Annotated in this window: 20 protein-coding genes; 10 read left to right on the forward strand and 10 right to left on the reverse strand. The window is 72.6% G+C overall.

Annotation, left to right across the window (positions count from 1 at the left end):
• Nucleotides 1-8: 8 nt before the first annotated feature.
• Complete coding sequence (locus tag Q8R60_15575) at nucleotides 9-1046, forward strand: hypothetical protein (GenBank protein MDP3713896.1); 1038 nt, start codon at nucleotides 9-11, stop codon at nucleotides 1044-1046.
• Between the two features lie 41 nt (nucleotides 1047-1087).
• On the opposite strand, the gene Q8R60_15580 is transcribed toward Q8R60_15575, so the two are convergent.
• Complete coding sequence (locus tag Q8R60_15580; protein ID MDP3713897.1) at nucleotides 1088-1360, reverse strand: hypothetical protein; 273 nt, start codon at nucleotides 1358-1360, stop codon at nucleotides 1088-1090.
• A gap of 180 nt (nucleotides 1361-1540) precedes the next feature.
• Here Q8R60_15580 and Q8R60_15585 point away from each other — a divergent pair, with 180 nt between their 5' ends.
• Complete coding sequence (locus tag Q8R60_15585; protein MDP3713898.1) at nucleotides 1541-1915, forward strand: hypothetical protein; 375 nt, start codon at nucleotides 1541-1543, stop codon at nucleotides 1913-1915.
• 14 nt (nucleotides 1916-1929) lie between these two features.
• Here Q8R60_15585 and Q8R60_15590 read toward each other — a convergent pair whose 3' ends face one another.
• The 3 genes from Q8R60_15590 to Q8R60_15600 form a co-directional block, all read right to left on the reverse strand.
• Nucleotides 1930-2160, reverse strand: coding sequence for a hypothetical protein (locus tag Q8R60_15590; protein MDP3713899.1), 231 nt, complete (start codon nucleotides 2158-2160; stop codon nucleotides 1930-1932).
• Between the two features lie 94 nt (nucleotides 2161-2254).
• Nucleotides 2255-2509 (reverse strand): hypothetical protein, encoded by a 255-nt coding sequence (locus tag Q8R60_15595; GenBank protein ID MDP3713900.1) that lies wholly within the window; start codon nucleotides 2507-2509, stop codon nucleotides 2255-2257.
• 124 nt (nucleotides 2510-2633) lie between these two features.
• The gene (locus Q8R60_15600; GenBank protein MDP3713901.1) at nucleotides 2634-2873 is read right to left on the reverse strand and encodes a helix-turn-helix transcriptional regulator; all 240 of its coding nucleotides are present in this window, start codon (nucleotides 2871-2873) and stop codon (nucleotides 2634-2636) included.
• 53 nt (nucleotides 2874-2926) lie between these two features.
• Between Q8R60_15600 and Q8R60_15605 the strand changes: the two genes are divergently transcribed.
• Nucleotides 2927-3244, forward strand: a complete 318-nt coding sequence (locus tag Q8R60_15605; protein MDP3713902.1) for a hypothetical protein — start codon at nucleotides 2927-2929, stop codon at nucleotides 3242-3244.
• Nucleotides 3245-3271: 27 nt separating this feature from the next.
• On the opposite strand, the gene Q8R60_15610 is transcribed toward Q8R60_15605, so the two are convergent.
• Nucleotides 3272-3961, reverse strand: coding sequence for an AMP-binding protein (locus Q8R60_15610; protein ID MDP3713903.1), 690 nt, complete (start codon nucleotides 3959-3961; stop codon nucleotides 3272-3274).
• A 64-nt stretch (nucleotides 3962-4025) separates the two neighbouring features.
• Between Q8R60_15610 and Q8R60_15615 the strand changes: the two genes are divergently transcribed.
• Complete coding sequence (locus Q8R60_15615; protein MDP3713904.1) at nucleotides 4026-4844, forward strand: NAD-dependent protein deacetylase; 819 nt, start codon at nucleotides 4026-4028, stop codon at nucleotides 4842-4844.
• A 29-nt stretch (nucleotides 4845-4873) separates the two neighbouring features.
• Nucleotides 4874-6004 (forward strand): glycosyltransferase, encoded by a 1131-nt coding sequence (locus Q8R60_15620; GenBank protein ID MDP3713905.1) that lies wholly within the window; start codon nucleotides 4874-4876, stop codon nucleotides 6002-6004.
• Nucleotides 6005-6300: 296 nt separating this feature from the next.
• Here the strand turns inward: Q8R60_15620 and Q8R60_15625 are convergent, their stop codons facing one another.
• On the reverse strand, nucleotides 6301-7758 hold the full coding sequence (locus Q8R60_15625) for an SDR family NAD(P)-dependent oxidoreductase (GenBank protein ID MDP3713906.1): 1458 nt from the start codon (nucleotides 7756-7758) through the stop codon (nucleotides 6301-6303).
• Between the two features lie 85 nt (nucleotides 7759-7843).
• Here Q8R60_15625 and Q8R60_15630 point away from each other — a divergent pair, with 85 nt between their 5' ends.
• Both Q8R60_15630 and Q8R60_15635 read left to right on the forward strand, forming a co-directional pair.
• Nucleotides 7844-9430 (forward strand): alkaline phosphatase D family protein, encoded by a 1587-nt coding sequence (locus Q8R60_15630; GenBank protein ID MDP3713907.1) that lies wholly within the window; start codon nucleotides 7844-7846, stop codon nucleotides 9428-9430.
• A 2-nt stretch (nucleotides 9431-9432) separates the two neighbouring features.
• A complete protein-coding gene (locus Q8R60_15635) occupies nucleotides 9433-10515 on the forward strand; it encodes a Zn-dependent alcohol dehydrogenase (protein MDP3713908.1) in 1083 nt (360 codons plus the stop codon).
• Here the strand turns inward: Q8R60_15635 and Q8R60_15640 are convergent.
• The gene (locus Q8R60_15640) at nucleotides 10505-11560 is read right to left on the reverse strand and encodes an AraC family transcriptional regulator (GenBank protein MDP3713909.1); all 1056 of its coding nucleotides are present in this window, start codon (nucleotides 11558-11560) and stop codon (nucleotides 10505-10507) included. The genes Q8R60_15635 and Q8R60_15640 overlap by 11 nt on opposite strands.
• On the opposite strand from Q8R60_15640, the gene Q8R60_15645 reads away from it, so the two are divergent.
• Both Q8R60_15645 and Q8R60_15650 read left to right on the forward strand, forming a co-directional pair.
• Nucleotides 11559-13001 carry an NAD(P)/FAD-dependent oxidoreductase gene (locus tag Q8R60_15645; GenBank protein MDP3713910.1) on the forward strand — a complete coding sequence of 481 codons (1443 nt, stop codon included), beginning with the start codon at nucleotides 11559-11561 and terminating at the stop codon, nucleotides 12999-13001. The two genes, Q8R60_15640 and Q8R60_15645, sit on opposite strands and share 2 nt — an antisense overlap.
• A gap of 531 nt (nucleotides 13002-13532) precedes the next feature.
• Complete coding sequence (locus tag Q8R60_15650; GenBank protein MDP3713911.1) at nucleotides 13533-13916, forward strand: alpha/beta hydrolase fold domain-containing protein; 384 nt, start codon at nucleotides 13533-13535, stop codon at nucleotides 13914-13916.
• 198 nt (nucleotides 13917-14114) lie between these two features.
• Here the strand turns inward: Q8R60_15650 and Q8R60_15655 are convergent, their stop codons facing one another.
• Both Q8R60_15655 and Q8R60_15660 read right to left on the reverse strand, forming a co-directional pair.
• Entirely contained in the window at nucleotides 14115-14372 is a 258-nt protein-coding gene (locus tag Q8R60_15655; protein ID MDP3713912.1) for a hypothetical protein, read from the reverse strand.
• A gap of 63 nt (nucleotides 14373-14435) precedes the next feature.
• Nucleotides 14436-15869, reverse strand: coding sequence for a PLP-dependent aminotransferase family protein (locus Q8R60_15660; GenBank protein MDP3713913.1), 1434 nt, complete (start codon nucleotides 15867-15869; stop codon nucleotides 14436-14438).
• A gap of 53 nt (nucleotides 15870-15922) precedes the next feature.
• Between Q8R60_15660 and Q8R60_15665 the strand changes: the two genes are divergently transcribed.
• Nucleotides 15923-16564, forward strand: a complete 642-nt coding sequence (locus Q8R60_15665; protein MDP3713914.1) for a hypothetical protein — start codon at nucleotides 15923-15925, stop codon at nucleotides 16562-16564.
• 9 nt (nucleotides 16565-16573) lie between these two features.
• On the opposite strand, the gene Q8R60_15670 is transcribed toward Q8R60_15665, so the two are convergent.
• Complete coding sequence (locus tag Q8R60_15670) at nucleotides 16574-18466, reverse strand: ABC transporter ATP-binding protein (protein ID MDP3713915.1); 1893 nt, start codon at nucleotides 18464-18466, stop codon at nucleotides 16574-16576.
• Nucleotides 18467-18488 lie beyond the last annotated feature (22 nt).

The raw sequence follows: 18488 nt of genomic DNA on the forward strand, positions 1-18488 counted from the left end.
CTGCCTTCATGGCCGACGTTCCTCCTTTCCCAGAAGCGATCAAAGCGATAGCGCTGGACGCGAACGCCATGCCGAAGGGCGCTTTCTCGCACGAGCATCTAGTGAGGATTGCGGGCGTCGTCGAGGAGAACGAGCTCGACGCCGCGGTTTGGCTGCCAGAGCCGGTGCTCTGGGAGTGGGCAGAGCACCTATTCGGGCTGCTGCTCTCGGCCGATGCCGCCGTCGGCAGCGCCGTCCGCGCCCAGTCGACCGCTGGCCTTGCCCCTCACTGGAACCCGAACGACACGCGGCCGTCACAGGTGGACCGCGTGCTCGCGGAGCTCGAACGCTGCATCGCAGACGTGGATGGAGTCGAGATCCTGCGCCTCAGCTCCTATCCAGGGATCGCGGGGGCTGCGCTGCGCGACCAGGTCCTCCAGGTGGGCACAGGGCGCCGCAAGACCAGCGGGGAGCTGCGGATCAAGACCGGCGCTTCGGACTCGGCGTCCTTCCGGCTCATAGAGGCCGCCGCGGCTACAGCGGACGACCCGGTGATCGTCATCTCCAACGATCGCGACGCGAGGACCTACTTTGCGAGCAGCGCGACGGTCTCCGTCTTCCCGGACTGGTGGACGCTACACAGGCCGCTCTTGAGGATGTCGCCGGCGCACGAGGTGCAGCGCCTGCGAATCGCAACCGAACTCGCCGGACGGCTTGAGACCGCGAGCGACGTCGACCTCACGGGCGCGACCGTCAGCGGTGGAAGCGGCACGTTCCCGCTCCTATTTGACTCCAGCCTCTACCTGAGTGTCCAAGTGGACTTGCAGGGGATCAACCTCGCGATGGACTACCAAGAGCTCGACATCAGCCCGAACGGTAACGAGATCACGGGCGAGGTCCTCGGATCAGTCAGCCTGACGGCGCAGGCAGCGTGGTGGAACGATAGGGAGGAGCGCCTCGAGCACGAGTGGGTCAACGACGACAACGTTGGGGCTGTGATCCGCTTTTCAGCGACGCGAGCCGCGTCGGGCTGGGACATCACCATCGTCGGCGTCGACGTTGACTAGCCCGCGGGTGGGCCATGTCGGCTGCGTGTGCGTAGCGGCATCTACCCGCTGATGGCCTCCGCCTGCATTCGCAGGTCGCGTAAGTCCTCGACTGCGAGCCTCGCCGCATGCGCCAACCTGTCCAAGCGACCCTCCGACACCGTGAGGATGTCCACGACCACGTTGTCCGGCGGGCTGACATCGCCGTAGCAGTCATGCCATGCGAACTCTGTCAGTTCCAGCACGTCAAGTGCAGCCTCCGCATCTGAGCCGAAGGCCGCTTCGACGCTAACCCGTCGTTGCTCACGTCGAGACGCTCGGCTGTTGACTGCCACGCACCGAGGGTAAAGCCGGACTGCCAACGCTGGGAACGGCACTTCTTCGCGGTCGGTTAGCGTTGGCGCATCCGCTGAACTCGGGCTGAAGGGTCTTGCGTGGCCTCCAGTTCCCTTCCGATCGTTGTCGCGGTCCTTGAGGGCACAAGTCGTGCGTTGGCACGGGATCATCCGCCCGCCATGACGGTCGGCCTCAACTCGCCTGAAGGAAGCGAGCAAGCGGACGACGCCCTGTCCGACATCCTGGCGCAGCACATGTTCGCTGCGGCGATCGTTTCCTTTCTGGCCATCGGGCTCTCTTTCGCTCTGGATGCGCTCGGGCTGTTTGCGCTTGAACGTGCTTCCTTGTTGCCTGCCGCGGCGACGCTCGGCGCGATCGTGGGCAGTGCGCTCGGCGTGGGCCGAGTCGAGACATCGTCTCGAGGCTTGGACCAGTCTTTGCGGGAGACGCTCGCGATGTCTTTGGCCTGCCGATGGGGAACACGACTTGGCGCTGGCGTCGCCAGCACTGGGATGACGCTCGCCTATCTACTTGTCCCAGCCATTCGAACGTAGCGAGGGAACGGCACCTACTCCTGGTTGGTCAGCAGGCTCTCCGCCCTGCGTTCTGCCATCCCGACCGCCGCTGGCGGAAGCCCGAAGGCCACGGCCTGCTGCTCCAACAGCGACACGGCCTCGTAGAGCCCGAAGGCGCGTCCGCGCTTGTACGAGTCATCGCCCGCCGTACGTCGCGCCTCGTCGGCCAGCGTCCAGAGGAGGTCGCCGAGGTCGCGGACGTAGGGCACAGCAGCGTCGGTCACGCACGGAGGCTAATGCGTGGTTCTCCTCCTGTGGACAACTCGCTTGAGCGGAAGCGTCGAACCGCGAGGCCAGGCTCCCCGCCAGGCGGGCCTCCTAGTCGTCGTCGCCGTCGTCCGCGGTGAACTCGTCCACAAGTTCGCGCTCCAAGAGCGCAGCCTGCACGCGCAACGCACCAAGGAGCTCTTCGCGGTTCGGCGCGCTGGTCGTTCGGTACACCCAGCTAGACCGACCCCCGTCGTCGAGGCACTTGATGACGACGAACGCTTCGACGGGCGTCCAGCCCGGTTGCAACGGGTGGAGCGACATACCAGGCAGGACTTCGGCCACGGGAAGGCGCTCGTCGGTCATCCCGGCAACCTACCGACGTGCAGCACATCCGCTGAGAAGGCCGGTTACCGGCGGTGCCCGGCTGTGCGCGGCACACAAGCGGAGCGGGGCTCCCGCTCGACACCAGCCACGGTAAGAAGGCTAACTAGGAACGTCGCCCCTCGGCGTGGGCAATGACATCGCTCAGCTTGACACCCAGAGCAGCGCTCAAGGCTGTGGCCGTAGCCAACGTCATGCCGCGCTTACCCCGGACGATCAAGCCGATTGACGTCGCATGGAGGCCGGTGGCTTCAGCCAGCGCATCGAGGGACTTCCCCTGCTCGTGCCGAAGCTCCTGGATGCGGTCTGCGACGCGCAGCGACAGACGCTGCCCGTCCTCGATCACGGGATCGACGCTATGGCCGTCTAGACACTGGCGTCATCCAGACTATAGTCTGGATGATGCGCGAGGCGGGCAGGAAAAAAATTCTCGAACTTGCCGCCTTGCGTCTGCTCGTCGCACAGCTCCAGCGCGAGCTTGCCGAACTCAAGGGATTCTCGGGCAGCTTGACCACCGGCACGACCAGAGGACTGCCGATCAAGTGGCCCGTCCCACGGACATCACCCACCCCAGTTTCACGCTCCGTAGCTCGGCCTCCACCCGAGCGAAGGCCCACTGAGGAAGAGGCCCTTGAAAGCTTCTACCAGCTCTACGGGAAGCTCGTCGCCGCCAGGATTCGTCGGGACGAAGCTCAGCACTGCACCTCAGAGACATGAGCAAGCTTGGGCATCGCGATCAAGCTGTCACGCGCATAGCCGCACGTCAGAGACCTGCGGGCTGCATACCCCAAGGCTTCCATCAACGTGGAACATCGGCAGCGTGTGGAGGTAGACGTCGCGGTCGCTGACGCCGGCGTGCAGGGCGAAGGTGACCGCGTTGACCCAGATGTTGCGGTGCGTGATCTGCACGCCCTTGGGCCGCGCGGTCGTGCCGCTCGTGTAGTTGATGGTCGCCGTCGCGTCCTCGTCGGGCTCCCACGCGGCCGGCTCGACACCGGGCCGGAGCAGCGCGTCGTCGGACTCCTTGCCCAGCAGGAAGCGGCGCTCGGCGGTGATCGACGCGAGCGAGGCGTCGAGCTCCGGGTCGATCAGCAGCGTGGTGGCGCCGGAGTGCTCGACGATGTAGCCGACCTCGGCGGGCGCGAGCCGGAAGTTGACCGGCACGAGCACCCGCCCCCAGGCCGTGACGCCGAAGAAGGACTCCAGCAGCCGGGCGCTGTTGTGGCTGACGACCGCGACCCGCTCGCCTCGAGCGACGCCCAGCTCATCGAGCCCCGCGGCCATCGCGCGCGCCCGCGTGGCGAGGTCGGCGTAGGTCTGGGTCCCGAGTCCACCGTCCTGCGCCTCGCCGGGCTCGTCCACCACCCCGGTGCGGGAGCCGTAGCAGAGCGCGCCGCGCTCGAGGAAGTCACTGGTCGAGAAGGGGACCTTCATGACCGCAACCTACGACCCCGGTGTGGAACGTGCTGGACACGCGGACGCGCGGCACACTGATGGGGTGAGCGAGCTGCGGGAGGTCGTCGCGGGCGGTGACGTGCTGGTGCTGACCGGTGCCGGGCTGTCGACGGCCTCGGGCATCCCGGACTACCGCGGGCCGCAGGGGTCGCTGCGGCGGCACACCCCGATGACGCACCAGGCCTTCACTGGCAGCCCCGAGGCGCGGCAGCGCTACTGGGCGCGCAGCCACCTCGGCTGGTCGCGCTTCGGCACGGCGTCCCCCAACCCGGGCCACCTGGCCGTGACCGCTCTGCAGGACCTCGGCCTGCTCATCGGGGTCGTCACGCAGAACGTCGACGGCCTGCACACAGCCGCCGGCACCCGCGACGTGGTCGACCTGCACGGCCGTCTCGACCGGGTGGTGTGCCTCGACTGCGGCGACGTGACCGCCCGTGACCTGCTGGCGGCCCGGCTCGCCGACACCAACACCGGCTGGACCGCGCGGGCCGGCCACCTCAACCCCGACGGCGACGTCGAGCTCGACGACGAGAGCGGCTTCACGGTCGTGGACTGCCTGCGCTGCGGCAGTGTCCTCAAGCCTGACGTCGTGTTCTTCGGCGGCTCGGTACCGCGGGACCTCGTCGAGCAGACCTACGCGCTCGCCGACCGGGCCCGGGCGCTGCTCGTCCTCGGCTCGTCGCTGCAGGTCATGTCGGGCTACCGCTTCGCCCTGCACGCGGCCAAGCGCGGTGTGCCGGTGGTGCTGGTCAACCAGGGCGAGACGCGGGCCGACCACCTCGCAGCCCTGAAGGTCGAGGCTCCCCTGCAGGACGTCCTGCCCGCGCTGGCGAAAGCACTGGCGCCCGCGGCGATCGCCTGACAGTCTCTCCCCGACTCGGGGGAGGTCCTGTGCGCGTCCTGCTGTCCACTACGTCCGGGACCGGTCACTTCCGGCCTCTGCTGCCGTTCGCGCGCGCCTTGCAGCGCGCGGGCCACGAGCTGGCCTGCGCGGCGCCCGCCGAAGCCGCCCAGATGGTCGAGCGCGAGGGCTTGCGGCATCTGCCGTTCGCAGGTGTGCCCGGCGACGACCCCGACCGGATCGCGGTCTTCCGGCAGCTGCCGACGCTCGACGAGGCAGAGGGCCGGCAGCTCTTCGGCTCCGAGATCTTCGGTCGGCTCAACACCACGGCCGCGCTGCCCGGCGCCCGGACCGCTGTCGAGACCTTCGCTCCCGACCTCGTGCTTCACGAGGCGGCCGAGCTCGCGGTGCGGATCACGGCAGAGGCCGCTGGGGTGCCCCAGGTCGCGGTCAGCCCGTCGCTCACCATTCCCGCCTTCCTCACCTCGACGGCCGCGGGCATCGCCGACCTGCGCGCCGGCCTCGGCCTCGACCCGGACACGACAGGCGCGGGCATGCTCGCGGCGCCGGTGCTGTCGGCCTTCCCTGCGTCCTTCGACTTCCCGCACGCCGCCGAGCACGACGTCCACCGCTTCCGCGACCCCGACCTGGCCACCGCGGTGGCCCCGGAGGGCGACCTCGTCTACGTCACGCTCGGCAGCGAGGCGCACTCGCTGCCGTTCTTCGCGCCCGTCCTGCGCGACGTCGTCGAGGGCGCCCTGTCAGCCCGCCTGCCCGTGGTCGTCTCGACCGGAGCCGACCTCGACGGCGACGTCCTCGCCGGGCTCGTGGGCGACCTGCGCGTCGAGCGCTGGGTCGACCAGGCGGAGATCCTGTCGCGCGCCCGGGCGATCGTCTGTCACGGCGGGTCGGGCAGCACGCTCGGAGCACTCGCGGCAGGGGTGCCGCTCGTCGTCGTGCCGCTGTTCGCCGACCAGCCCGACAACGCCGAGCGGGTCGTCGCGACGGCGACCGGCAGCCGCGTCGACCCCGGACCGGACCTCGCCGGGCGGGTGGCTTCCGCCGTACGTCTGGTGGTGGACGAGCGGCCGCCGGGGTGCGATCGGATCTCCGCCGACATCGCTGCGCTGCCCCCCGCCGACGAGGCCGTCCGGTGGCTCGAAGGCCTCACCCGTCGCTGAGGACAGCATTCAGGTGCGGTCCGGGTCGACGCGCCCACGTCTGAGGCGGGGCAAGCCGTGATCACCTCGCGGAACGACTCGCTACCTGCCACTGATATCGAGCGGTTCCGCGCCCTGATCAGGTGGCCGTCCCGCACCTGAAGGCCGGTCCGCGTCATGACGCGAGCGGCACCCCGCGCGGCGGTCGCTGGGAAGATCAACAGCACATTCGGTACGGCGGTCACGCTCACGCAGCCGCTCCCACGCGTGCAGATGTGCTGTTGATCTTGCGGGTGCGGGCGGGTGCGGGTGCGAGCTCACCAGTCGCTGACGCGGTAGTCCTTGAGGAAGCAGCCGTAGACGTCCTCGCCGGCCTCGCCGCGCACGATCGGGTCGTAGACGCGGGCCGCGCCGTCGGCGAGGTCGAGCGGCGCGCGGAAGCCCTCCTCGTGAAGGCGGGCCTTCAGCGGGTGCGGGCGCTCGTCGGTGATCCAGCCGGTGTCGACGGCGGTCATGAGGATGCCGTCGGTCTGCAGCATCTCCTTGGCGCTGGTGCGGGTCAGCATGTTGAGGGCGGCCTTGGCCATGTTGGTGTGCGGATGCCCGGGGGCCTTGTAGCCGCGGGAGAACTGCCCCTCCATCGCCGAGACGTTGACGACGTGCTTGCGACGGTGCGGTGAGGCGGCCATGGCAGGACGCAGCCGCGACACCAGCAGGAAGGGGGCCGTGACGTTGCACAGCTGCACCTCGAGCAGTTCGAGCGGGTCGACCTCCTCGACGAGGCGGGTCCAGCTGTTGATGTCGTCGAGGTCGGGCACGAGGCCGCCGGCGTCGATGGCGGTGCCGGCGGCGACCCGCTCCAGCGAGCTCGACCCGGCGACGAGGGCGAGCGCGGTGACATCGTCGGCGGACACCAGCCGCTGGACGGGAGGGCTCACCCCGCCGGTCAGGGCGGCCGGCCCCGCGCTGCGGAAGGCGTCGAGCGCCAGCACCTCGGGCAGCGGCCCGGCGGGCAACGGTGCGGACTCGGCCGCGACGAGGTGGCCGTAGGAGCCGGGCGAGCGCTTCACGGTCTGGCAGGCGTTGTTGACGAGCACGTCGAGCGGGCCGTCGGCCGCGACGCTGTCGGCGAGGGCGACGACCTGCGACGGGTCGCGCAGGTCGACGCCGACGACCTTGAGGCGGTGCAGCCAGTCGGCGCTGTCCTCCATGCCGGCGAAGCGACGAACCGCGTCGTGCGGGAAGCGGGTCGTGATCGTGAGGTGAGCGCCGTCGCGGAGCAGCCGCAGCGCGATGTACATCCCGATCTTCGCGCGGCCGCCGGTGAGCAGGGCGCGCCGGCCGGTGAGGTCGGTGCGGGCCTCGCGCTTGGCCCAGTTGAGCGAGGCGCACGACGGGCAGAGCTGGTGGTAGAAGGCGTGCACCCGGGTGAAGCGCTGCTTGCAGACGTAGCAGGAGCGCGGCTGCAGCAGCTCCCCGGCGCTGTCGTCGACGGTCGCGGTCGCGAGCGGGATGCCGGCGGTCTCGTCGTCGATGCGACCCGGGGCTGCGGTGGCGGTGCGCGCGTCGACGGCCTTGTCGGCCGCGATGACCTCCTCGCGGCGCTCGCGGCGACGCCGGACCTTCACGTCCTTGTAGAGCGCGGCGGTGGCGCGGCGGACCCGCACCGCGTCGGGGTGCTCGGGGGGCAGCTCCCCCAGCTCGTCGAGCACGCTGAAGAACGCCGCCATCCGCTCGGGGTCGATGCCCCCGCTCGCCGCGTCCTGCTCCACCATCGTCACGACGACAAGGGTAGGGGCCGGATGAGCCTTTCCCGTGCCGGTGCGGTGGACGTCACCCCCGCTGGGTAGGGGCCAGGACGTGCCCGTCTTCCGCCATGCCGTCGCGTCCTTCGACCCCACCGCCACCGCGGTCCTGCTCTGGACCCGCCTCACCGGCGCGACCGAGGCAGAGTGGGTTCTCGCCCGCGACGAGGCGCTCACCGACATCGTGGCGAGCGGCAGCGCCGTCACGGGACCGGCTCGGGACGCGACGGTCGTGGTCGACGTCGACGGCCTGGAGCCGGGTCAGACCTGGTGGTACCGCTTCACCGCCCTCGGCGAGCGCTCCCCCGTCGGGCGCACCCGCACGCTGCCCCTGACCGGGCCGGTCGACCTCGGGCTGGTGTCGTGCGCGCGCTACTCCGTCGCTCCGCTCACGGTCTACCGCGCCCTCGCCGAGCGCGAGGTCGACCTCGTCGTGCACCTCGGCGACTACGTCTACGAGGACGACGGCCACAAGGGGCACCGCTCCCACCGGCCGGCCCGCACCGCCGTCTCGCTCGAGGACTACCGCGACCGGATCGCGCAGATGCGCGAGGACGCCGACTGCCAGGCCCTGCACCTGCGCCACCCGGTCGTCACCGTCCTCGACGACCACGACCTCGCCGACAACGCCTGGCGCGGCGGCGCGAAGGCCCACGACCCCGCGGAGCACGGCCCGTGGGGCGCCCGCGTCGAGGCCGCGCTCCGGGCCCGCGCGGAGTGGCTGCCGACCCGCGACCCGCGGCTGTGGCGCGCGGTCGATCTCGGCGGGGTCGGCAGCCTGCTGCTGCTCGACAGCCGGTCCGAGGGCCGCGACCTGCAGGCCGGGGAGTCGGGGGCCACGGCGTACGACGACCCGGACCGCTCGCTGCTCGGCGACGAGCAGCGGGCCTGGCTGTCGGAGCAGCTGCGTGACCCGCGACCGTGGGCGCTGGTCGCCAACGGGGTCGTCGTCAACAGCCTCGAGCTGCCCGCGACCGTGCCCGCCGCGCTGCTCCCCGAGGACTACGCCGAGCACGACGGCCACGTGCTGCGCTCCGACCTCTGGGATGGCTACGCCGCGGAGCGGGACACCCTCGTCCGCGAGCTGGCGGCCCGCGAGGGCAGCTCGCTGCTGCTGTCCGGCGACGTGCACTCCTCCTGGGCCTTCGACGGCCCGTGCCTCGACGGCGAGCCGGTCACCAACGAGCTCGTCGTCCCGTCGGTGTCGAGCGCACCGCTCGGCCGCACCCGGCTGCCCGGGGCGTGGCGGCTGCTCGACGCGCTGGCCGACCGGATGCCGCACGTCGTGTGGTCCGACCTCACCGAGCGCGGTTTCGTGCACCTGCGCGTCACCCCCGCCGAGGTCCACGCGACCTGGCACTGGGTGGACCCCTACGCCAACGACCTGCACCCGTCGACCGAGCCGGCCGCGAGCCTCACCGTCACCGCCGGCCGGGCGCGCTGGACCACGGCCGAGCCGCTCGTGATGGACACCCCGCCGGGCCCGCCGCTCGGCCCGCGACCGCCCGACGTCGCGGCCGTCCGCCACTGGCACCAGCGGCGCCGGTGGGCCGGCCTCGCGGCCGTCGGAGCGGCCCTGGGCGCCACGGGGCTGCTGGCCGCCCGGTCGTTAGGGTCGAGGCTCCCCACCGCAAGGAGCTGACCGTGGTCCGCGCTGCCGTCCTGTCCGCCGTCGGGTCACCGCTGTCCGTCGCCGAGCTCGTCCTGCCCGAGCCCGGGCCCGGTCAGGTGCGGGTGCGGGTCGCGGCCACCGGGGTCTGCCACAGCGACCTGTCGCTGGCCCGCGGCACGCTGCGCCAGCCGGTGCCCGCCGTCCTCGGCCACGAGACCGCCGGCACCGTCGTCTCGGTCGGCGACGGCGTCACCACCTGCTCCCCCGGTGACCGGGTCGTCCTGTGCTGGGCGCCGCCGTGCGGTGAGTGCTGGTTCTGCGGCGAGGGCGAGCCGTGGCTGTGCGAGCGGTCCTCCGACGCCGCGGCCGCGCCCTACGCCACCGTCGACGGGACGCCGGTCTACCCCGGCCTGTCCACCGGCGGCTTCGCCGAGGAGACCGTCGTGTCGGCGCGCGCGGTCGTGCCCGTGCCCGACGCGGTGCCGCTCGAGCACGCGGCCCTCGTCGGCTGCGCCGTCATGACCGGCGTCGGCGCGGTGACGTCCACCGCGAAGGTCCGGGCCGGCCAGACCGTCCTCGTCGTCGGCCTCGGCGGCGTCGGCCTGTCGGTGCTGCAGGGCGCCCGTCTCGTCGGTGCGTCGACGGTCATCGCCGTCGACCGCTCGCCGGAGAAGCTGCAGCTGGCGCTGACGATGGGCGCGACCGAGGTGCTCGAGGCGAGCGACGACCTGGCCAAGCAGGTGCGTGAGCTGACCGGCGGTCGCGGCGCCGACCACGCCTTCGACTGCGTCGGCACCGCCGGCACGATCCGCTCGTCGTGGAGCGCCACCCGGCGCGGCGGCACCACCGTCGTCGTCGGGATCGGCGGCAAGGAGCAGCAGGTGTCGTTCAGCGCGCTGGAGCTCTTCCACTTCGCGCGCACCCTCACCGGCTGCGTCTACGGCTCGACCGACCCGCTGCGCGACATCCCCGTCCTGCTCGACCACGCCGCCGCCGGCCGGCTCGACCTCGGCGCCCTCATCAGCGCGACCGTGGGCCTCGACGGCATCGAGGGCGCGTTCGCCGCGATGGAGGCCGGCACCGGCGCCCGCACCGTCGTGGTGCCTACCGCCTGACCGAGCTCGGCGGGGCGCCGCGCCACCTGCTGAAGGCGTGCGTGAAGGCCGCAGTCTCGGCGTACCCGAGTCGTCGGGCGACCTGCTCGACGGTCATGCCCGACCCGAGGAGCTCCAGGGCCAGCGTCTCGCGGACCTCGGCGACGAGCGCGCGGTACGACGTCCCCTCCGCGTCGAGCCGGCGGCGCAGCGAACGCTCCGACAGCGCCAGGTCCGCGGCCACCTGCGCGACACTCGGCATCGCGCCGGGGGGGCGCAGCAGCCGGTCGCGGACGTCGGAGGCGACGCCGGTGCGGGTGCGGCGGCGCGCCAGCAGCGCCCGGCACTGCTGCTCGGCGAGCTCGGCGGTGACCGCGTCGGCCTGCGGCAGCGGGAGGTCGAGGAGCGCGGCGTCGAGCACCGCCGTCGTGCGCGTCGTGCCGAAGACCGGCACGACGCCGTAGACCTGCTCGTAGGCAGCGACGTCGGGTGGCTCGGGCAGCGCCAGCTCCATCCGGCGTAGCGGCACCGCGGCGCCGAAGACCTCGACCTGGATGGTGCGCAGCGCGGCGCTGTCGCGCAGGCTGACGAAACGCCGGACCGCGGCGGGCACGTCGACCGGGTCGAGGTGCAGCAGCAGCTCGTCGCCGGACTGCTCGACCGACAGCGCGCAGAAGGCGTAGGACAGATCCACGTAGCGCACGCCCACGTCCAGCGCCGCCCGCAGCGTCGGGCTCGACAGCAGCGCGAAGCCCCAGATGCCGTAGGTCGTGAGGTGATAGCGGGTGCCGGCATCGAGGCCCAGCTCCGGCTCGTCCCCGGTCGCGGCGACGAGGTTGCGCACGACCCGGAGCTCCTGCGCCGCCGTGACGTCCGGTGGCAGGGCATCAGCGGCGAGCCCCGTGCCGGCGAGCGAGGTCTCGGCGGCGACCCCGCGGTCCAGGCCGAGCCGCACGAGCAGCCCGACGCTGGTCGCGCTGCGGCTCGTCACGTGGCCGAAACTATCAAGCAGGTGACCGGCAGGGACGTGGGCACCGTGGTCTGCGGTCCCTAGCGTCGCCAGCATGAGCCACTCCCACGTCGCCGTCGTCGGGGCCGGCTTCGGTGGGCTCGCCGTCGCGATCCGCCTGCAACAGGCCGGCGTCGACGACGTGGTGCTCTTCGAGCGGGCCGACGACGTCGGTGGCTGCTGGCGCGACAACACCTACCCCGGCGCGGCCTGCGACGTCCCGAGCCACCTCTACAGCCTGTCCTTCGCGCCCAAGCACGACTGGAGCCGGCGCTTCGCCGAGCAGCCGGAGATCCTCGACTACCTGCGCGGGGTGGCCACGGACTCCGGCGTACGACGCAAGGTCCGCTTCTCCACCGAGGTCGTGTCGGCGGCCTTCGACGACGGGACCTGGACCCTCGAGCTGTCCGACGGCACGACCCACACCTGCCGGGTGCTGGTCAGCGCGACCGGCCAGCTGAGTCGGCCCGCGGTGCCGGACCTGCCAGGGCTGCCGGACTTCGAGGGCGACGCCTTCCACTCCGCCCGCTGGCGCCACGACGTCGACGTCACCGGGCGCGACGTCGCGGTGATGGGGACGGGGGCGAGCGCGATCCAGGTCGTGCCGCACCTCGCCGCCACGGCCCGGTCGGTCACGGTCTTCCAGCGCGACGCCGCGCACGTCATCGCGAAGCCCGACCGGCCCTACCGCCGCGCCTTCCCGCCAGCGCTGCAGCGGCTCAACCGCTGGCGCAACTACTGGCAGAACGAGACCCGCATCGCGGCCTTCCAGCACCCGTCGGTGATGCGGCTGCTCGAGCGCCGCTTCATCCGCCACCTCGCATCGTCGGTCTCGGACTCGGAGCTGCGCTCGACCCTCACGTCGTCGAGCCCGATGGGCTGCAAGCGCATCCTCATCAGCAACGACTACTACGCCGCGCTCGCCCAGCCGCACGTCACGGTCGTCCCGCACGCCGTCGCCTCGGTGCGCCCCGACGGGCTCGTCGACACCACCGGCGCGCAGCACCCGGCGGACGTCCTGGTGCTCTGCACCGGCTTCGCCACCCACGACTTCCTCGCGCCGATGCGCGTCGTGGGCCGGCACGGCACCGAGCTGTCGGAGGCCTGGCGCAACGGCGCGCGCACCCACCTCGGCGTCACGGTGTCGGACTTCCCCAACCTGTTCCTGCTCTACGGCCCGGGCACCAACCTCGCCCACTCCTCGATCACGCTCATGCTCGAGACACAGGCGTCGTACGTCGTGCAGGCCGTCCGTGCGCTGGACGGCGCGGCGTGGATGGACGTCCGCCCCGAGGTGCAGGACGCCTACGACACCCGGCTGCAGCAGCGGCTGGCGGGGACGGTCTGGGCGCAGGGGTGCAGCAGCTGGTACAAGTCCGCGGACGGCCGGATCGACACGAACTGGAGCGGGTCGGTCACTGCCTACCGCCGCCGATTGCGCAGGCTGCGGCTCGCGGACTTCCACGTCGAGCCGGTGCGCGAGCGGGTCCCGTCATGAGGCCTGCCGACGTGCGGCTGCCCCGACCGGTCGTGCGCGCGGTGGTCCGCGGACTGGTGCAGCCGGTGATGTGCGAGGACCGGCTGCCGGTGACCGTGCGCCGGCGCTGGCTCGACGTGCTCGCGGCCACCTCGACCCGGCCCCTGCCTGGGACCCGCGTGACTCAGACGGTGCTCGCCGGGCGCCCCTGCGAGGTCGTGACCGGACCCGGGGCTGCCGGGGGTGCCGCCGTCCTGCACCTGCACGGCGGGGGCTTCACGACGGGCTCGCCGCGGGTCTACCGCGCGCTCGCCTCCCACCTGTCCGCGGCCGTCGGCACGCCGGTGCACGTCCTCGACTACCGGCTCGCCCCCGAGCGCCCCTACCCGGCAGGGCTGCAGGACTGCGTCGCGGCCGTCCGCGAGCTCGCGTCCACCGGCCCCGTCGCGGTCTCCGGAGACTCCGCGGGCGGCAACCTCGCGCTCGCCCTCACGCTGACCCTGCAGCGCGAGGGTGGCCCGACCCCTGTCGCCCTCGCGCTGCAGTCACCCCGTGACCGACCTGACCCGCGGCCACGTCCTGGCCACCCGGCACGCGGACCCGGTCCTCACCGGCAACTGGCTGCGGGCCAACGCCCGCGACTACGCCCCGGGCGCCGACCTCTCCGACCCCCTGCTGTCCCCGGTGCACGCCGACGCCGCCGAGCTCGCGGGCCTGCCGCCCGTGCTCGTCCACGTCGCCGAGCAGGACCTGCTCCACGACGAGGGCGTGCTGCTCGCCGAGCGCCTGCGCGCCGCGGGGGTCACCGTCGACCTCGTCGAGCACCCCGGGCTGTGGCACGTCCATCACGTGCAGGCCGGACAGCTGCGCGCGGCCGACGAGTCGCTCGCCGCGGTCGGGGCCTGGCTGCGCCCCCACGTCACCGTTGCGTCATAACGACCGCCTCGTGGGCAAGGGGCATTTCGTATGACGCAACGGCACGGATGGTGGCGGACAGGGCACCCTCGGGGCTAGCGTCCCGCCATGACGCAGGTGCTGATCGTGCTCGCTGTCCTCGCCGTCGCGGCAACCGTCATGGCGCTGCGGGAGTCGCCGCAGGGTCGCCGCCGGCGGGCCCGCCGCACCGGTGACGGCTCAGACGGCGCGAACGCCTTCCCACCCGGGTCCACCAGCCAGGTCCTCGGCAACGGGTCGGCTGGCGGGGATCAGCAGCTCTAGCTCGACGACGTCGTCGACGACCCGGTGGGCCACCGGGTCGCCCTCGGCCGTGACGGCCCGCACGGCCCCGTCGACCGTCCGCAGCAGGACCGTGCGGCCACCGAGCAGCACCCGCACGTCGCGGTCGGCGGGCACGCGGTCGGCACGGGACACGGCCCGCCAGGTCAGCTCCACCACGCCATGATCACGACCGGTGGTTGCGGTGCCGTATCTGCGACATGACGTGCGCGTGACGTGTCAGACGACGAGCTCGCGCGAGGTCTCCGCCGCCGTGCGCGGACCGAGCGACGCCCACGACTGCGCGAGCAGGTGGACGGCCCGCACCAGCACGTCTGCCGGCTGGGAGTAGGGCAGCCGCAGCCGGTCCTCGAAGGCGTGCCCCGTCCCGAAGCGCGGCCCGGCGGCGAGCCGCAGCCCTCGGGTCGCGGCCTCCGAGACCAGCGCATTGGACGCCGCCGCCGGCAGCTCGCACCACAGCACCAGCCCGCCGGCGGGGACCCGCACCCGCCAGTCGGGCAGCCGCTCGGCCAGCGCCGCCACGAGCACGTCGCGCTGACGGCGCAGCCGCGTGCGGTGGGCGGCGAGCACCTCGTCGGCGGCGTCGAGCAGGTGGCAGACCGCGAGCTGCTCGAGCACCGGGGTGCCGAGCTGGGTGCGGGTGACGGCGTTGGCGAGGGTCCGCGCGAGCTCCGGCTCAGCGCGCAGCCAGCCGACCCGCAGGCCGCCCCAGAAGGCCTTGCTCGTCGTCCCGACGGTCACGACGAGCTCGGGCCGCCCGCACGCCCCGAACGGCACCTCCGGCTGCGCGTCGAGCCCGAGGTCGACCAGGGTCTCGTCGACGACCGCCGTCGTGCCGCACTGCTCGAGCGCGACCGCGAGCCGCCGCCGCTGGGCCTCGTCGAGCAGCAGGCCGGTGGGGTTCTGGAAGTCCGGCATGAGGTACGCCGCAGCAGGTCTCGCCTCCCGAGCGGCCCGCAGGACGTCGCGCGCGAGTGCGTCGGGGTCCGCCGCGTCGACGGCGACCGGTAGCAGCCGGGAGCCCTGCGCGACGATCGCGTCGAGGACGTTGGGATAGCTGGGGTGCTCGACCAGCACGCGGTCGCCCCGGCCCGCGAGCGCCGACAGCGCCGCCACGCACGCCGACAGCGCTCCCCCGGTGACGACCACCTGCTCCGGCTTTGTCGGCAGTCCCCGCGCGGTGAAGCGCTCGGCGAGCCGGGCCCGCAGGTCCGGCAGGCCGTGCGGGTAGTAGCCGTGGGTCGGCAGCACCCGCGGCAGGTCCTGCAGCGCGGCGTGGAAGGCGGCGGGGATCTCCGGAGGGGCCGCGGCGGGCGCGGCGTGGGCGAGGTCGAGCACGCCCTCCTCGGGCGGCGTCAGCACCCACGCGCCGAGGTCGGGCCCGGCGGGCAGCCGGGTCCAGGTGCCCGACCCCTGCCGCGCGACCGCCCAGCCGTCGTCGCGCAGCCGGCCGTAGGCGGCGGTCACCGTGGCCCGGCTGACGTGCAGCGCGGCCGCGAGATCGCGCTCCGCGGGCAGGCGGACCCCGACCGGGAGCCGGCCGTCGCCGACCAGGAGCCTGAGCCGGCGGGCCAACGCGTCGTACAGCGGTGGTCGCTCTGCTCCGAGCGCGCCGACGAGCGCCGCGAGCCGACCTGCGTCCACGACAGCCACTTCCCCTCGATTGGCCCGCCCTGTCCAGTCCAATCATGCCCCATCCTGGGTCCATGACCACCGCCGTCGCGACCGTCCCGGGCACCACCGGCCGTCAGCTGCCGCGACGCCTCGCGCAGCTCTACGCCGGGCTCGCGCTCTACGGCATCTCGATGGCGCTGCTGGTCCGCTCCGACCTCGGCGTCATGCCGTGGGACGTCCTGCACCAGGGGCTCGCGCCGCACCTCGGCTGGTCGCTGGGCACGGTCACCATCGTCGTCGGCGCCCTGGTCCTGCTCGGCTGGATCCCGCTGCGCCAGCGCCCCGGGCTCGGGACCGTGAGCAACGTCGTCGTCATCGGGATCGTCGTCGACGCAGCGCTGCGGGTGCTGCCGGAGGTGTCGCCGCTCGCCCCGCGGGTCGGGCTGGTCGCGGCCGGCATCGGCCTCAACGCCATCGCCACGGCCGCCTACATCGGGGTGCACCTGGGGCCGGGCCCGCGCGACGGGCTCATGACCGGCCTGGTGCGCCGCACCGGTGGGTCGGTGCGGCGGGTCCGGACCCTCATCGAGGTGGTCGTGGTCGCTGTCGGCTTCGCCCTCGGCGGCACCTTCGGCGCGGCCACAGTCGCCTACGCGCTGCTCATCGGCCCGCTCGTCCAGCCCCTGATCCCCCGCCTCGAGGTCCGCACCACCCCCGCAACCGCAACCGGGTGATCGTGACCGTCAGGCCGCGCCCTCGGTGACGCGCGGGGGCTCGGTCGGGTCTTCCTGCCGGGCGAACTGCGTGCGGTAGAGCTCGGCGTAGAGACCACCGCGGGCGAGCAGGTCGTCGTGGCGGCCGCTCTCCACGACCTGGCCGTCGTCGACGACGAGGATCTGGTCGGCCTCGCGCACGGTGGAGAGCCGGTGCGCGATGACCAGCGAGGTGCGGCCCTGCAGCGCGGTCGACAGCGCCCGCTGCACCGCCGCCTCGGACTCGCTGTCGAGATGGGCGGTCGCCTCGTCGAGCACGACGATCCCGGGCGCCTTGAGCAGCAGCCGGGCGATAGCCATCCGCTGCTTCTCCCCGCCCGACAGGCGGTAGCCGCGGTCACCGACGACGGTGTCGAGCCCGTCGGCGAGCGAGCGCGCGAGCGGCCCGACCTGAGCGGCCTCCAAGGCCGCCCACAGCTGCTCGTCGGTGGCGTCGGGGCGGGCGTAGAGCAGGTTCGCGCGGATCGTGTCGTGGAACATGTGGGCGTCCTGGGTGACGACGCCGACGGTCTCGCGCAGCGACTGCATGGTGACGTCGCGGACGTCCTGCCCGGCGACGCGCACCGCACCGGCCTGTACGTCGTACATCCTGGTGACGAGCTGGGAGATGGTGGTCTTCCCGGCGCCGGAGGGCCCGACGAGCGCGACGAGCTGGCCCGGCTCGGCGCGGAAGGACACGCCCTTGAGGACCGGCACCGACGGGGTGCTGTCGAGGACCGCGACCGACTCGAGCGAGGCGAGCGAGACCTCGGAGGCCTGCGGGTAGCGGAAGTGCACGTCGTCGAACTCGATCGCTCCCGGGCCAGGCTGCACCGTGACGGCACCGGGTCGGTCGGCCACCATCGGCTCGAGGTCGAGCACCTCGAAGACCCGCTCGAAGGACACCAGCGCGGTCATGACGTCGACGCGGACGTTGGACAGCGCGGTCAGCGGTCCGTAGAGACGGGTGAGGTAGGCGGCCAGGGCGACGACGGTGCCGACACCGAGCGAGCCGTTGGCGGCCAGGGTCCCGCCGACGCCGTAGACGAGCGCGGTCGCCAGGGAGGCGACGAGGGTGAGCGAGGCGAAGAACACCCGGCCGTACATCGCGGACGTGACCCCGATGTCGCGGACCCGGCCGGCCTTGTCGCGGAAGGCGCCGTCCTCCTGCTCGGGGCGGCCGAAGAGCTTGACGAGCAGCGCGCCGGAGACGTTGAAGCGCTCGGTCATCGAGTTGTTCATCGACGCGTTGAGGGCGTAGCTCTCGCGGGTGAGGTCCTGCAGCTTCTGCCCGACGATCTTGGCGGGGATGACGAAGACGGGCAGCAGCACCAGCGACATCAGTGTGATCTGCCACGACAGGACGAACATCGCGACCAGGGTCAGCGTCACGCCGATGACGTTGCTGACGACCTGCGACAGCGTGCCGGTGAAGGCCTGCTGCGCCCCGAGCACGTCGTTGTTGAGCCGGCTGATCAGCGCGCCGGTCTGGGTGCGGGTGAAGAACGCGATCGGCATCCGCTGGACGTGGGAGTAGACCTCGGAGCGCAGGTCGTAGATGAGGCCCTCGCCGATCCGCGCGGAGTACCACCGGCTGAACAAGCTGAGGACCGCCTCGAGCACGGCGAGCCCGGCGACGACCAGCGCCATCGCGAGGACCAGCCCTGGCCGACCGGTCTCCGGCGGGGCCGTGCCGATGCCGTCGTCGATGATCTTCTTGAAGACCAGCGGGTTGGCGACCGAGGCCACGGACCCGATCACGATGACGACGAGGAAGCCCAGCAGGTCTCGGCGGTAGGGCGCGGCGAAGCGGCCGATCCGCCGGGCCGTGCCCGGTGCGAGCTTCTTCTCCGTCACCGAGGGGTCGCGGCGGAACGACCGCATCATCTGCCAGGGGGCCATGCCT

The organism is Mycobacteriales bacterium, assembly GCA_030697205.1.
Lineage (GTDB): Bacteria > Actinomycetota > Actinomycetes > Mycobacteriales > SCTD01 > JAUYQP01.

Bases quoted from the DNA above. Each gene is read 5' to 3' on its own strand.
- Q8R60_15575 (MDP3713896.1), top strand. From the start codon at position 9: ATGGCCGACGTTCCTCCTTTCCCAGAAGCGATCAAAGCGATAGCGCTG.
- Q8R60_15585 (MDP3713898.1), top strand. From the start codon at position 1,541: ATGACGGTCGGCCTCAACTCGCCTGAAGGAAGCGAGCAAGCGGACGAC.
- Q8R60_15595 (MDP3713900.1), bottom strand. From the start codon at position 2,509: ATGACCGACGAGCGCCTTCCCGTGGCCGAAGTCCTGCCTGGTATGTCG.
- Q8R60_15605 (MDP3713902.1), top strand. From the start codon at position 2,927: ATGATGCGCGAGGCGGGCAGGAAAAAAATTCTCGAACTTGCCGCCTTG.
- Q8R60_15610 (MDP3713903.1), bottom strand. From the start codon at position 3,961: ATGAAGGTCCCCTTCTCGACCAGTGACTTCCTCGAGCGCGGCGCGCTC.
- Q8R60_15625 (MDP3713906.1), bottom strand. From the start codon at position 7,758: ATGGTGGAGCAGGACGCGGCGAGCGGGGGCATCGACCCCGAGCGGATG.
- Q8R60_15645 (MDP3713910.1), top strand. From the start codon at position 11,559: ATGAGCCACTCCCACGTCGCCGTCGTCGGGGCCGGCTTCGGTGGGCTC.
- Q8R60_15640 (MDP3713909.1), bottom strand. From the start codon at position 11,560: ATGCTGGCGACGCTAGGGACCGCAGACCACGGTGCCCACGTCCCTGCC.
- Q8R60_15665 (MDP3713914.1), top strand. From the start codon at position 15,923: ATGACCACCGCCGTCGCGACCGTCCCGGGCACCACCGGCCGTCAGCTG.
- Q8R60_15670 (MDP3713915.1), bottom strand. From the start codon at position 18,466: ATGCGGTCGTTCCGCCGCGACCCCTCGGTGACGGAGAAGAAGCTCGCA.